Below are 14,077 nucleotides of genomic sequence, written 5' to 3'. Positions count from 1 at the left end.
CACCACGGGCCGACACCGGGACGCCCGGCTGGTGCTGCGAGAGTCAGGCATGCGCCGGGACGGGCCAAGAGTCCGATCAGCCCGTCACCGTGGCGGCCCTCAAGCGCCCCACGCGCTCGGTCTGTCCAGCCAATCGCGTCTGGACGCTACGCGTGATGAGATGCCGCTCCGGTTGAGCCGTATGATCATGTTGACGTCGTGCGGGTAGGGTCCCAATCATGACGATTCCCCACCTGACGGCAGCTGACGGGACCACTCTGCCGGCGATCGGGCTCGGCACGTACCGACTGAACGGCTCGGCGGGTGTCGACGCGATCGGTCAGGCGATTCGGGCGGGCTACCGGTTGATCGACTCGGCGGTGAACTACGAGAACGAGGGCGCTGTCGGTCGGGCCGCTCGTTCGGCGGGCGACGTGCGGGACGAGCTGGTCGTCACCTCGAAGTTGCCGGGGCGGCACCACCGCTACGACGAGGCGTTGACCACCATCGAGGAGAGTGTGTTCCGCACCGGCCTCGACCAGGTCGACCTCTACCTGATCCACTGGCCGAACCCGAAGACCGACCTGTACGTGCAGGCGTGGCGGGCGCTGATCGAGGCCCGCGAGCGTGGCCTGGTGCGGCACATCGGGCTCTCCAACTTCCTGCCCGAGCACATCGAGCGGCTGGTGGCCGAGACCGGGGTGGCCCCGGTGGTCAACCAGATCGAGGTGCACCCGTACTTTCCGCAGCAGGACGCGCTCGCCTACCACCGGGAGCACGGCATCCTGGTGCAGGGTTGGAGCCCGCTCGGGCGTGGCAACGACCTGCAAGAGCACCCGGTGGTCGTGGAGATCGCGACCGCGCACGGGGTCAGCCCGGCGCAGGCGATCCTCGCCTGGCACGTTGCCCGTCAGGTGATTCCGCTGCCCAAGGCCGCCTCCCCGCAGCGGCAGGTCGAGAACCTGGACGTCTTCGGCATCACGCTCACCGACGCCCAGGTCGAGGCCATCACCGCGCTGGGCCGCCCGGACGGGCGGCTCGCGGACCAGGACCCGGCGGTGTACGAGGAGTTCTGATCGCCTCGACCATGCTCGGTCAGGACCACGGTACGTGACGTCTGAGGGATCGGACGCGGTGGTGAGCATGATGACTGTGCGGCATCAAGATGCCTGTGCGTCATCACGCTCATCACCACATCGCCGGGCTGATCCGCGGCTCTCGGACGTCGGCGGGACGAACGCTCAGACGAGCCCGCCGAGGGCCGGGTCGCTGATGCTGTCCCTGCCGTTCTCGACATGACCAGCGCAGCGGTACGCGAAGTCGGTGTCGCCCGTGACGTGCACCGTCAGGTCGTACCAGCCGTGGGTGCGGGTGAGCGCCCACGTCGCGCGCTCGGTCTCGCCGGGGCGCAGGGACAGCTTCACCGGGCGGGAGTTGTACGCGTCCCGGACTGTCACCTCGACCCGCCTCGACCCGCGGTTCTTGACCGTGAGGCTGAGCTGGTAGTCGCGCCCGTCGGAGGAGGGGGTGACGTCGAGGTGCGAGCGACCGGCGGTGAACCGGCGGAAGAACCCGTTGGGTCCGCGCACCGACAGGTCGTACCCGGAGGTGACCGGCCAGGTGTCGGTCAGGTGCTTGCCCGGCTCGACGGTGTAGCTGCGCGGGGCGTCCGCGCTGCCGGCCTGGCGGACCTGGAAGACCGCGGCGACTCCGCCGGAGTTGCGGAAGTCGATCCGGTACGCGCCGTCGCCGAGGCGCCCGTCGGCGTGCAGGCTGTACGGGATCGGCCGCGCCGGGCGTACCCCGTGCTCCTGCTTCGGCAGCCGCTGGTCCGCCGGCGGCACCGGAACCTCGTCGGGGTGCCGGATGAGGTCCTCGGGCTTGAAGTCGTCGGTGTCGGGCAACCTGACCTCGCGCGACCGGTTCGGGTGCCGGAAGTCGAAGGCCGTGGTCAGGTCGCCGACGACGGCGCGTCGCCACGGGGTGATGTTCTGCTCGATCAGGTCCGGCCGGCCGTGCCCGAACCGGGCCTCCAGGAACTTGATCAGTGAGGTGTGGTCGAAGACCTGCGAGTTGACGTAGCCGCCGCGCGTCCACGGCGAGACGATGACCATCGGCACCCGGATGCCGAGGCCGTACGGCCCGGCCGGGTGGTCGGCGTCGCCGGGGAAGATCTCGTTGGTGGTGGGGACTGTCGACTGCCCGTGCTCGCGGGTCTGCGGGGGCGTCGGCGGGACCACGTGGTCGAAGAAGCCACCCTCCTCGTCGTACGTGATGAACAGCGCCATCTTGCTCCACACCTCGGGGTTGGCCGCGAGGATGTCGATGACCTGCGAGATGTACCAGGCGCCGAACGCCGGACCCCAGTTCGGGTGCTCGGTGTACGCCTCGGGCGCGGTGATCCAGGAGACCTCCGGCAGGCGTCCCGCCTCGACGTCGGCGCGGAAGTCGGCAAGCAGCGCCTCCGGGTCGCGACCCTGGGTGCGGATCTCGGTGCCGGTCTTGGCGCGATCCGCGAGGGGCGTTCCGGGCTGCGCGTTCTGGTACTTGTGGAAGTACAGCAGCGAGTTGTCGCCGTAGTTGCCGATGTACGGGTCGTTCGTCCACCCCCAGGAGCCGGCGGCGGTGAGGCCGGTGCCGACGTCCTGGTAGATCTTCCAGGAGATGCCGTTGCGCTCCAGCCGCTCCGGGTAGGTGGACCAGTCGTAGCCGGCCTCCGCGTTGGTGATGACCGGGCCGCCGCCCCGGCCGTCGTTGCCGACCCAGCCGCTCCACATGTGATAGCGGTTCGGGTCGGTCGGCCCCATCAGCGAGCAGTGGTAGCTGTCGCAGACGGTGAACGCGTCGGCGAGCGCGTAGTGGTAGGGCAGGTCCTGCCGGGTGTGGTAGGTCATCGCGGTGACGCCCTTGTTCGGCACCCACCTGTCGAACCGGCCGTCGTTCCAGGCGGCGTGCCCGTCGTTCCAGCCGTGCGGCGGGTCCGGCAGGAAGGTCTGGCCGAGATCCTGCACCTCGGGGCGGAAGGGCAGCAGCTCGTCGGCCCCGTTGGGCTGGTGCCACACGTCCCTGCCGGACGGCAGTGTCGCCGGATGGGGGTCGCCGAAGCCGCGTACGCCGCGCATGGTGCCGAAGTAGTGGTCGAAGGAGCGGTTCTCCTGCATCAGGATGATGACGTGCTCGACGTCCTTGATCGAGCCGGTCCGGTTGTTCGCCGGGATGGCGAGCGCCTTGCTGAGGTCCAGCGGGAGCGCCGCGCCGATCGCGGGAACGCCCATCGCCTTGAGGAAGGTACGTCGATCCACCGTGCCCATGACTCCCCCATCGTCTGCCTTTGTTCAGGTAACTGGCGACCGGACGCTATCGGCGATGGGTTGACGGCAGATGGCCGTAGTTAGTTGGTTTTGCGACCACTCGACGACCGGCGGCGGGCCGCGCTCGGGCTCATCCCGTGCACCCGTTTGAAGGCCGCGCTGAAGCCGAAGGCGTCCGCGTACCCCAGGTGTCGCGCCACGGCGGCGACCGTCGCCGTGGATTCGGCAAGCATGTCGGCGGCCAGGGTCATGCGCCAGTCGGTCAGGTAGGTCAGCGGCGGTTCACCGACCAGCGCGGTGAACCGTTTGGCCAGTGTGGATCGGGATACTCCCGCCTGCGCGGCCAGGCTGGCCAGGGTCCACGGCCGGCCCGGCGCGTCGTGCATGGCGCGCAGTGCCGGGCCGACCGTGTCGTCGCCCAACGCGCGGTACCAGCCGGGAGCCTCGGCCTCCGGCCTGTCGAACCAGTCCCGCACCGTGCACACCAACAACCAGTCCAGGAGACGGTCCAGTACGACCTGCCGGCCGGGCCGCCCCGCGTCGAGTTGTGCGTCCAGGTAGTCGCGGAGCGGGGTGCAGTCCTGGTCGTCCGGGACGACGAGCACCGGCGGTAGCGCGCTCAGCAGCCGCTGGGGCACCAGGCCCCGCACGTGGTACACCCCGACCAGGAGCACCAGGCGATCAGCCTGATCCCCGCCCGCCGGGTCGGGCGTGCCGGTGTGGCCGCGCCGAACGTCGCGCAACTCCCCGGGCTCGAAGCTCGACCGCGGCTCGGCGGAGAAGACGAACGGCGCCGGGCCGCGTACCGTCGCGGCCTCCCCGACCCGGACCAGGCGGGGTTTGTCGCTGTCGGGGTGGGAGATCCACCCCTCGCCGCGCATGGGGACGCAGAGCGTCAGTGGGGCGCCGTCGGTGAACCGCAGCGCCGACGGCGGCGTCAGCACCGACCGACCGAAGGCCGCACCGTCGGCGTGCACGCCCCGCAGCAGACTGTCGAACGGGTCCATGACATCGACGATAGATCGCCGATGGACGGGCGCGGACGATCGGACATGCGCGGTGTACGACGGCACATGTACCGTCCGCGACCGGCCGAGTTGACTCGTGGTCATGACGACAGACGCGGGTTCGATCCTCGTGCTGGCCGGGACCGGTAAGACCGGTCGTCGGCTGGTGCGGACGCTGCGGGCGGCGGGTCAGCGGGTCCGGGCCGCCTCCCGCTCCGGTGAGGTGCGGTTCGACTGGTCGCGGCAGGCCACCTGGGGCCCGGCCCTGGCGGGGGTGTCGGCGGTCTACCTGCTGGCTCCGGAGGACCCCGGGCTGGCCGCCGGCTTCGTGGCGCAGGCGGTCGACGCGGGTGTCGGCCGTTTCGTGGCGCTGTCCGGTCGCGGGATCGACCGGGTCGGTGACTTCTCCCCCGGCATGGTCGCCGCGGAGGAGGCGGTGCGGAAGTCCGGCGTCACGTGGACGATCATCCGGCCGAACAACTTCAGTCAGAACTTCAGCGAGGACCTGTTTCACCAACCACTGCTCGACGGTCGGCTGGCCCTGCCGATGGGCGACACCCCGGAACCGTTCGTCGACGCCCAGGACATCGCCGACGTGGCCGCGACGCTGCTGACCTCACCCGGTCACCACGAACAGGTGTACGACCTGTCCGGTCCGCGCGCGCTCACCTTCGCCGAGGCGGTGGCGACGATCGCGGCGGCGTCCGGGCGTTCGATGCGCTACGTGGAACTCACCCCGGAGCAGTACCGGGCCGAACTGCTCGCCGAGGGGTATCCGGAGGAGGCCGCCACGGCGCTGAACACCCTGTTCGCCGGGATGCGGGCGGGGCATCTCGCCGAGCCGGCCGACGGGGTTCGTCGGGTTCTCGGACGGGACCCGCTCGACTTCGGCACCTACGCCGCCCGGGCCGCGGCGGCCGGAGCCTGGTCGTAGCCGCGGGAACGCGAGCGGCGTAACAGGTGATCTGCCCGCATACTCCGAGCACCCCGACGTACCGTGAGATCGTGCCGACCAGAGACGTACTCACCAAGGCTGACCTGGCCGAACTTCGCCGCTCGGCGCTCGGGACGGCCGACCCGCTCGGTGTCGCCGCCGATCTCGCCCAGGCGGCGGAGCGGGGCCGGCTGGAGGATCCGGACGACGCCGGGGACGCCCTGACCCTGGCCGAGGTGTACGGGCCGGACTGGGACGCGCACCGGGGCCGGCTGGAGACGGAGTTGGTCCGGCTCCGGGGTGCCGGTCAGGCCGGGCTGGGCGTGTTCCGCGCCACGGTGGACGGGTTGACCGCGTTCGCCGGTCGATCCGACGGCGACCCCACCGACGCGACGGTGCGGGCGGGCTACGCGGCCGAGGTGTCGGCGCGACCCAGCGCGCGGATCCCCTGGCCCCCGGAGCGCAACGACGCCTGCTGGTGCGGCTCGGGCCTGAAGTACAAGAAGGACTGTCTGCCGCGCTCCCGATAGCCGCTGACGACGCGTTGGGCCCGGTGGGGTCATCGGCGCCGGCCCGACTACGACATAATCTCGTCCGTGGTCGGGTCAGCTGTGCGAGATTTCTGATGGGGGCCTGGTCCGTGCGTCGGGTGACTGCGTCCAGCGTCGCGGCGCTACTCACGGCGCTCTGCGTACCCCTGGTGGTGCAGATGGCGCGGGCGCGGCACGACCCGGCCGCGGCCCTGGCGCGGGTGCCGACGCCGCACGACCCGGCCCCGGCGGTGAGCGCGGATCCACGGCACTTCGCGGTCACCTGGACCGCGAGCGCCGACCGGCTGGGCGCCGGGCCGGTCGAGCGCAGTTACCGGCTCGTCGTCCGTACCAGCGTCGGTGGGGACGCCCTGCGGATCCGGCTGACCAACGCCTTCGGGGAGCACCCGGTCACCTTCACCAGCGCCTACGCGGGGTTGCAGCGGCAGGGTGCGGAGCTGGTCCAGGGCAGCAACCGCCCACTGACGTTCGGCGGGCAGGCCTCGGTCACCGTGCCGGCCGGCGAGATGATCCTCAGCGACCCGCTGCCTGGCGAGTTGGCCGCCGAGAGCGATCTCGTCGTCAGCCTCCACGTCACCGGCGCGGTGGGCATGAGGAGTGGGCATCCCCTGGCCCTGCAGACCTCGTACGCGGCAGCGGGTGATCACGCCGCCGAGGAGGCGGCGACCAACTGGACCGACACGCTGAAGTCCTGGTACTGGTTGGACGCCGTCAGCGTGCGGACGTCCACGGCGATCAGCTCGGTGGTCACCCTCGGCGACTCCATCACCGACGGGTTCGCCCTCCGCACGGACACGAACGGGCGGTGGCCCGACCACCTGTCCCGGCGACTCCAGGCCGCCCCCGACAGCCCGGTGAAGGGGGTGGCCAACGAGGGCATCTCCGGCAACAAGGTGCTCGCCGGCGGGGCCGGGCCGGCCGCGCTGCGCCGGTTCGACAGTGACGTGCTCTCCCACCCCGGGGTCGACACGGTCTTCGTGCACGAGGGCATCAACGACATCAAGGCCCACACCGGCGTCACTGTGGACGCCCTGACCGACGGCTACCGGCAGTTGGTCGACCGGGCGCACGCGGCGGGCCGGTGCGTCGTCGGCTCCACGGTCATGCCCTACCGGGGCTGGCCCGAGTACGACGCCGCCGGTGAGGCCGTGCGCCAGGGCGTCAACGACTGGATCAGGCACAGCGGCGTGTTCGACGCCGTTGTCGACTTCGACACTGTCACCCGCAACCCGGACGACCCGCGGGCGCTCCTGCCGCTCTTCGACAGCGGGGATCACCTCCACCCGAACGACCGGGGCATGCGGGCGATGGCCGACGCCGTCGACCTGGCCGTCCTGCGCTGCGACCGCTGAACCGCTACCGTCCATCTCTGGACGATCGACGTCCACCCGATGCCTCCGGAGGAGACGCCGATGTTCGAGGAGTTCATGGGCCTCCCCGCCCACCCTCTGGTGCTGCACGCCGCCGTGGTGTTCGTTCCGCTGCTGGCCCTCCTGACGGTCGGCTACGCGCTCGTCGCGCCGATCCGGCCACACACCCGCTGGGTGTTGGGGCTGCTCGCCGTGGGTGCGCCGGTCGCCGCCCTGCTGGCGAAGCTCTCCGGGGACGCCTTCTTCGAGCGCATGCGTGCCGCCAACCGGATAACCCCCGAGTTCCTCCCGAAGATCGAGGCGCACCAGGAGTTCGGCGACATCACGTTCTGGGCGACCGTCGGGTTGGCGGTCGTGGCGCTGGCACTGGTCCGGATCGTCCCGCCGCGCGCCGCCGAGACGAGCGCCACCGACGACGGGCGACCGGGTCGGGCGCTGACGGTGGCGTTGCGGGTGCTGTCGGTGGTGGCCGCCGGCATCGTCGTCTATTACGTGGTCCGCACCGGCGACTCCGGCGCGAAGGCGGTCTGGGAGGGTCAGTGACCCCTCAGGGCCCCTCGTCGCGTACTCGCCAGGACACCGCGACACAGAACGGTGGTGCGGTCCGACCGGGGCCGGGCCGCACCACCGCGTCGACCGTCAGCCGGCGTTGTACGCCCGGATGATGGTCTGGTCGATGCCGCTACCGCCGTTCGCGGCGGCCTTCACCCGCAGCGAGACGGCCTGCCCGGCGGTGGCCTTCGGCAGGGCGACCCGGTAGCCGTCGCCGCTGGCGGTGACCCGGGCCGACGCCCAGGTGGCACCGTCATTCGTCGAGGTCCAGACCTGGAACGACGTCACCCTCTGCGGCTTGACACCGTGCGCCTGCCGAACTGTCAACTCGGCGGTGCCGTCGACCGGGTGGTTGTTGTGGTCCATCGGCAGGGCGTAGTCGACAGCGAGCAGCGGCAACGCCACGCTCCCGGTCCCGTCCGGGCCGGCGGACCGGAACGTCCACGAGGTGTTGACCCTTGTCGAGATCGGCAGGATCAGGCTCGTGTCGATGTCGAGGGTCACCCGGTAGTCGGCCATCGACTGCGGGACGCTGAAGTCGCCGAACGGGCCGGACCGCTCATCGACGAGCCTGCCGTCGCGGTACAGCGACAGTTTGCGCTTCACGCCGATCGCCTCGCCGTACAGGCAGTCGGCCCGCTGGTGCTTGTCGGTCAGCGACACCAAATCGATGTGCAGGTTGCCCCGGGTCCGCGACGGCGGGGTGGCGCAGCTCCAGCCGGTGCCGGCCGGGTCGTCGTACCAGCCGGAGTGCAGGGGCTGACGGGCCCAGATCTTGGTCTGCTGACTGCCCGGCTGGTAGCTGCGGGGTGCCTCGTCCGCCGCCAGCCCGCCGTAGACGCCCTGGTCGGCCCAGAGGATGTCGGGCGAGAGGTAGTCGGTCCGTTGCGGGGGCAGGTTTCCCTCGTGGGTCTGGGTCACCGCCACCCCGTCGCGGGTCATGCCGGTACGGACCAGCTGGGTGAACATCTCCGGCGAATCCGTCTGGTGGAAGCGCTCGTCGATCCGGGCCAGCTTGGCCTGCTCGGCCCTGGTCACCCGGAAGGCGGGGTCGGTCACCACGCCGTTCGGGTACTCGTGCACCAGGTTGTAGCGGTACGGCTTGGCGGTGCCGGCCGGCGAGTTCAGGTTGACGGCCGCCCAGGTGCGCCGGGAGCCGACGCCCGGCTTCGCCAGCGCGGTGGCGCGGACGGTGGTCGCGGTCCCGTACCCGCTGGTCTGGTGCCACCAGGACAGGCCGTTCGCCGCGGTCTGCACGTTGGTGAGGTCGGTCCGGGTGGGTGTGGTGGCGACTCCGTCGACAGTGGCCGTCACCGGCTTGGCGCGCGCCGGGTCGAACGTCAGGCTCCGCGGACCGCGCACGTCCAGGTCGGCCTCGCCGTTGAGCGTCGTCTCCAGCACGTCGCTGTCGACGTAGTAGGCGATCGCGGCGCCGAGCACCGAGTACCGGCCCGCCGGAACGCGCAGCGTGAACGTGTCTCCGGGCGTGCCGCCCGCGCCACCGTAGTAGATCACCGGGTCGGTGAGGTTGGTGACCATGAGGTTGAGCCAGCTCTCCGCGCCGTCCCTGAGGCCGGGCAGCGGCTTCGTGTGGATCGTCAGGTCGTAGCTGGGCTGCTCGACGTAGAAGCTCACCGGGGTCGTCGAGACGAGCTTGCGGCCGGCGGTGCGGGCGGTGACGGTGGCCAGGTAGAAGCCGGGCCGGGCGGCCAGCGCCGCGCGGTTGATCCGCACTGTCGCTTCGGCGGTGCTGCCGCGCCTGACAGTCACCCGGTTCGTCGACAGCGACGCCGCGCCGCGCGGCACCCGCTGACCGTCGTGGTTGACGATCGCCACGTCGAGGTCGAGGACCGTCGTCGCCGGGGTGGCCGCGCCGGTCCAGCTCAGCTTCGTCTCGCTGGTGCCGGACTGCGGGTACGCGAACGTGCCGAGGTTGACCACCGGCTGGTTGCTGGTCGGGCCGCCGAGGGCCCGGGCCGCGTTGAGCCGGCCGGCACCGACGGCGTACGCGTCGATGCCGGTCAGCGGGTCGGCGGCGCCGACCAGGGCCGCCTTGAGCTGCGTACCGGTCCAGTCCGGGTGCCGCTGGGCGAGCAGCGCGGCGGCGCCCGCCACGTGCGGGCTGGCCATCGAGGTGCCGCTGATGGCCTCGTAGTACCTGTCGATCGGGTCCTGGAGGTTCGTGCCGGCGGCCCGCGCGGCGACGATGTCGACACCGGGTGCGACAAGCTCGGGCTTGGCCACGTGGCTGGTGACAAGCGGTCCACGGCTGGAGAAGTCGGCGAGCCGGTCGTCGCGGTCCACGGCGCCGACGGTCAGCGCGCTGGCGGCGGAGGCTGGTGAGGAGATGGCCCCGCCGTTGTTGCCGGCGGCGACGATGAAGAGGACACCTGTGGACTTGCTCAGCGCGTCGACGGCGAGCGACAGCGGGTCGGTGCCGTCGTCGGCCTCGCTGCCGCCGAGGCTCATGTTGATGACATCGGCTCGGGCGGCGGCCCACTCCATGCCGGCGATGATCCCGGAGTCCGCGCCGGAGCCGTGGTCGTCGAGAACCTTGCCGATCACCAGCTTCGCATCGGGTGCGACACCGCGACGCTGGCCGTGTGCGGCAGCGCCGGTGCCGGCGATGGTCGAGGCGACGTGCGTACCGTGGCCGTTGTGGTCGACGGCGTCACCGCCCTCGGCGGTGAAGTCGGACCGGTCGGCGACCCGGCCGGCCAGGTCCGGGTGGGTGAAGTCGGCACCGGTGTCGAGCACCGCGACCCGGACGCCGGCGCCGGTGTAGCCGGACTTCCAGGCCTGCGGTGCGGCGATCTGGCTGAGGTTGCGGTCGAGGTCGCCGCGCGGTGCGCCGCCGGTCAGCGCGGTGGCGCGGACCCTGCGGTCGAGCCAGACCCTCTTCGCGCCGGCGGTCAGCGAGTTGGTCGCCAGCTTCGCGGTGGCCGGGCTCTTCTTGGGTACGCGGCCGGCCACCGCGCCGATGCTGGGCAACGGCAGGACGGCACCGAGCGCGGCGACCCGGGCGGAGGCGGTGGCGGGCTGCACGATGAGCGGCAGCTCGGCGGAGTTGTCGTCGTCGTACCCGTCGGCGATCAGCGTGGTGACGTCGAAGAGGTCGGGGTCGAGGACCGAGCCGATCTGGGACGCGACGCGGGCGGGGATGACGTGCAGGTGCCCGTCGGGGCCGCAGGTCTGGCGGATCATCGCGTTCTCGTCGGCCGGCCGGACCGTGGCCTGCGGGCATCCCGGGCCGGTGCCGCGAACGGTCACCACGTCACCGGTCAGCAGGGTGACGGTGTGCGTCTTGCCGTCGGCCGAGGTGGCGGGTGCGCCGGTCCGGCCGATGCCGCTGGATCCAGCGGTGGCGGTGCCGCCCGGTAGGGCGGTCAGTGTCGTGGCCGTGACGGCGACGGCCAACAACCACCGTGTTTTCCTGAGCATGGTGCTCCTCGTCTTATGTGGACGAAAGCGCCTCTTCGGGCGCTTCCCGCAAGATCATATGCATGATCGTGTGCTCTTCGGAGGTGTTCGACGACGGGTTTTTCCGCTGCTGTGGCCCGGATTTCCGCGGCGTGTCACCGCCCGGCCCGGTTCGATGACGTTTCGATTGCCGTCCACCTCCTCCAGAACAGCACATTGTGAATAAAGGGCACATCCCTGCCCGAAGGCATCGACGGCACCCGAGCCCGGACCTAGCATGGCCACGAATGGATCTTCGAGATTGGCCCCTGCCGAGACCCGGCGACCAGCCCAACCGAAGGGAGACGCGCGTGCGTCGACCCCGCCATCTGGCACTACTGAGCGTCGGTGTGTCCGGCGCCCTGGTCCTGACCGCAGCCCCGACGGCGACCGCGGCCCCGCCCACGACGCCCACCGGCATCGTGGTCAGTGACGGCATGACCCAACCGGTGTTCTCGCTCGCCGACGCGATCGAGGAACGGGTGTTCGTGCAGACCCCTGTCGACACCGATCACGACGGTCGACCCGACCGGGTGGCGATCGACATCTCCCGCCCCCGGGAGACCGCCACGCAGGGCTTCAAGGTGCCTGTCATCTTCGAGCACAGCCCGTACCGCAAGGGCACCTGGGGTGACGTCCCGTACCCGAGCGTCCTGGTCGACGACCTGCCGCAGAACGGCCGGACCGACCGGGCCGGGCGTCTGGGTCTCGACGCGGGCGCCCAGCGCGCCCGGGCGAAGGCCAACCTGCCCGGCTCACTCGACGACTACTACGTGCCCCGCGGGTACGCGGTGGTGCTCGGCCAGAGCGTCGGCACCGGCGACTCGGACGGCTGCCCGACCAGCGGCGACCAGGCCGAGACGCTCGGCACCAAGGCGGTCATCGACTGGCTCAACGGCCGGGCGAAGGGATACGACGCGAACGGCGCCCCGATCACCGCCGGCTGGACCACCGGTGCGGTCGGCATGACAGGTGTCTCCTACAACGGGACGCTGCCCAACCAGGTGGCCACCACCGGGGTCAAGGGGCTCAAGACCATCGTGCCGGTCTCCGCGATCAGCAGCTGGTACGACTACTACCGGGCCAATGGCCTGGTGGTCGCCCCCGGCACGTTCCAGGGCGAGGACCTCGACATCCTGGCCCAGTACACCGCCGGGCAGGCACGGGCCGAGGGGCCCTGCGCCGACGAACTCGCGACGATCACCCGTAAGCAGGACCGGGTCACCGGCGACTACTCGGACTTCTGGCGCGACCGCGACTACCTCGACGCCCGGAACGTCAAGGCCAGCGTGTTCGTCGTGCACGGCCTCAACGACTGGAACGTGAAGACCGAGCACTTCGCCGGCTGGTGGGACCAACTCGCCAGGCGCGACGTGCCGCGCAAGATCTGGCTGCACCAGGGCGGCCACGGCGGCCCGGGCAGCAGCGCGTCGGTGACCCTGCCGAGCGGCCAGACGTGGACCTACAAGCAGACCGAGAACCGCTGGTTCGACTTCTGGCTGTGGAACGTGCGCAACGGCATCATGGACGAGCCGACGGCGGTGCTCCAGCGCGAGGACCGGGCCTACACCACGTACGCCAACTGGCCCGACCCGGCCGCACGCGAGGTCGGCCTGCGCTTCGCGGCCAACGACGTCACCGCACCCGGCGCGCTCACCACCGGCAAGCCGCCGAAGGCCACTGTCGAGCAGAGCTTCGTCGACGAGGGCCGGACGATCCACCCGGACACGCTGGTCGCCAACCCGGACGCGGCGAGCGCCAACCGACTCGCCTACCGCTCCCCCGAGCTGACGCGCGACGTGCGCATCTCCGGCCGTCCGGAGATGCGACTGCGGATGGCGATCGACAACCGGCCGGACGCGAACCTCACCGCGTACCTGGTCGACTACGGCCCGGCCGGGTCGACCGCCGCCCCGACCGTGGTGACCCGGGGCTGGATGGACCCCCAGAACCGCAAGAGCGCCGCCCGCACCGAGCCGGTCAGGCAGGGCAAGCTGTACGACTACCGGTGGACCATGGAACCGAAGGACTACGTCTTTCCCGCCGGGCACCGGATCGGCGTGGTCGTCTTCTCCAGCGACCAGGAGTACACACTGCTGCCGCTGGGCGGCACCACGCTGCGGGTCGCGCCGAACGACAGTGAGCTGCGACTTCCGGTGGTCGGCGGGCGGAGCGTCCTCGGCTTCTGAGTATCTGGTGGGGCAGTCCGGGCGGGGCAGTCCGCCGAGTTCGGGCTGTCCCACCGGCACGTCGGGACCACTTCACCGCCGCAGCTACCGCGCGTGCTGCCGCGCAGGCACCGCCACCTGCCACGCGGCGGCGTGATCCACTCGGCTTTCATGAAGTCGGGGTATCCCCGACACCCGGACACCGCGACTTTCAGGAACCCGAGTCGATCAGCCCGCTTCGGCCGCCGTGTCCGGATACTGGACCGAGCCGGGTGGGTGTTTTGTCCGGTTCGTGGCGACACGTCGGGTGGTCAGAGCCACCCCGGCGGCGGAATCGTGGGCCGGGCCGGGTCGTTATACCTGGCAGACCACCGCAACAGTCGGGGTCGTGGTGTGCGGGCCCCGCCGGGAACGCCGCCAGATCCTCCGGCCGGAGACAGCCGCCGGGAACACCCGCCAGGCCGCCCCGGTTACACCCCCGAACGGCCGAGCACGACAACGGCCGACCCCCGGTAGGCGGAATGATGTGCCACCGCGAACGGTTGGAGCCTGTCCCGACGCCGACCCCCTCCGCGGGTCACCGGGCAAGAACAACCCCTCGAACTTCCCCGCACTGTCGCACTGACCCCCGTTGAGTGCCGCGCGGGCACACCCCCGATGCAGAGGAGCACGCCATCATGCGTACCGATCTGATCCGCAAGACCGCCCTGACCGCCGCTGGCCTCGCCTTCACCGGCGGCGCCATC

9 protein-coding genes are annotated in these 14,077 nt (G+C 71.1%); 6 read left to right on the top strand and 3 right to left on the bottom strand.

Translation table 11 applies throughout. The features are described from left to right. The first annotated feature begins 218 nt into the window (after positions 1-218). A complete protein-coding gene (locus AB0A95_RS29800; RefSeq protein WP_357559050.1) occupies positions 219-1,055 on the top strand; it encodes an aldo/keto reductase in 837 nt (278 codons plus the stop codon). Between the two features lie 165 nt (positions 1,056-1,220). Here AB0A95_RS29800 and AB0A95_RS29795 read toward each other — a convergent pair whose 3' ends face one another. Next, positions 1,221-3,290: a phosphocholine-specific phospholipase C gene (locus AB0A95_RS29795; RefSeq protein WP_357559049.1), complete on the bottom strand. Its 2,070-nt coding sequence runs from the start codon at positions 3,288-3,290 to the stop codon at positions 1,221-1,223. An 80-nt stretch (positions 3,291-3,370) separates the two neighbouring features. Further along, on the bottom strand, positions 3,371-4,297 hold the full coding sequence (locus AB0A95_RS29790; protein WP_357559048.1) for an AraC family transcriptional regulator: 927 nt from the start codon (positions 4,295-4,297) through the stop codon (positions 3,371-3,373). Positions 4,298-4,400: 103 nt separating this feature from the next. Here AB0A95_RS29790 and AB0A95_RS29785 point away from each other — a divergent pair, with 103 nt between their 5' ends. From AB0A95_RS29785 to AB0A95_RS29770, 4 genes are all read left to right on the top strand, one after another. Then, positions 4,401-5,231: an NAD(P)H-binding protein gene (locus tag AB0A95_RS29785; protein WP_357559047.1), complete on the top strand. Its 831-nt coding sequence runs from the start codon at positions 4,401-4,403 to the stop codon at positions 5,229-5,231. A 71-nt stretch (positions 5,232-5,302) separates the two neighbouring features. Continuing rightward, positions 5,303-5,761, top strand: a complete 459-nt coding sequence (locus AB0A95_RS29780; RefSeq protein WP_357559046.1) for an SEC-C domain-containing protein — start codon at positions 5,303-5,305, stop codon at positions 5,759-5,761. Between the two features lie 119 nt (positions 5,762-5,880). After that, on the top strand, positions 5,881-7,134 hold the full coding sequence (locus AB0A95_RS29775; protein ID WP_357559045.1) for an SGNH/GDSL hydrolase family protein: 1,254 nt from the start codon (positions 5,881-5,883) through the stop codon (positions 7,132-7,134). Between the two features lie 60 nt (positions 7,135-7,194). Further along, positions 7,195-7,695 carry a DUF2231 domain-containing protein gene (locus AB0A95_RS29770; RefSeq protein WP_357559044.1) on the top strand — a complete coding sequence of 167 codons (501 nt, stop codon included), beginning with the start codon at positions 7,195-7,197 and terminating at the stop codon, positions 7,693-7,695. 96 nt (positions 7,696-7,791) lie between these two features. Here the strand turns inward: AB0A95_RS29770 and AB0A95_RS29765 are convergent, their stop codons facing one another. Then, a complete protein-coding gene (locus AB0A95_RS29765; RefSeq protein ID WP_357559043.1) occupies positions 7,792-11,145 on the bottom strand; it encodes a S8 family serine peptidase in 3,354 nt (1,117 codons plus the stop codon). 329 nt (positions 11,146-11,474) lie between these two features. On the opposite strand from AB0A95_RS29765, the gene AB0A95_RS29760 reads away from it, so the two are divergent. Further along, positions 11,475-13,352: a Xaa-Pro dipeptidyl-peptidase gene (locus AB0A95_RS29760; protein WP_357559042.1), complete on the top strand. Its 1,878-nt coding sequence runs from the start codon at positions 11,475-11,477 to the stop codon at positions 13,350-13,352. Positions 13,353-14,077 lie beyond the last annotated feature (725 nt).

The sequence above is a fragment of the Micromonospora sp. NPDC049230 genome (assembly GCF_040647875.1).
Classification (GTDB): domain Bacteria; phylum Actinomycetota; class Actinomycetes; order Mycobacteriales; family Micromonosporaceae; genus Micromonospora.
The sequence above is the reverse complement of the archived record's forward strand: the minus strand, read 5'-3'. Positions and strand labels throughout refer to the sequence as shown.

Bases quoted from the DNA above. Each gene is read 5' to 3' on its own strand.
- AB0A95_RS29785 (WP_357559047.1), top strand. From the start codon at position 4,401: ATGACGACAGACGCGGGTTCGATCCTCGTGCTGGCCGGGACCGGTAAG.
- AB0A95_RS29800 (WP_357559050.1), top strand. From the start codon at position 219: ATGACGATTCCCCACCTGACGGCAGCTGACGGGACCACTCTGCCGGCG.
- AB0A95_RS29790 (WP_357559048.1), bottom strand. From the start codon at position 4,297: ATGGACCCGTTCGACAGTCTGCTGCGGGGCGTGCACGCCGACGGTGCG.
- AB0A95_RS29770 (WP_357559044.1), top strand. From the start codon at position 7,195: ATGTTCGAGGAGTTCATGGGCCTCCCCGCCCACCCTCTGGTGCTGCAC.
- AB0A95_RS29765 (WP_357559043.1), bottom strand. From the start codon at position 11,145: ATGCTCAGGAAAACACGGTGGTTGTTGGCCGTCGCCGTCACGGCCACG.
- AB0A95_RS29795 (WP_357559049.1), bottom strand. From the start codon at position 3,290: ATGGGCACGGTGGATCGACGTACCTTCCTCAAGGCGATGGGCGTTCCC.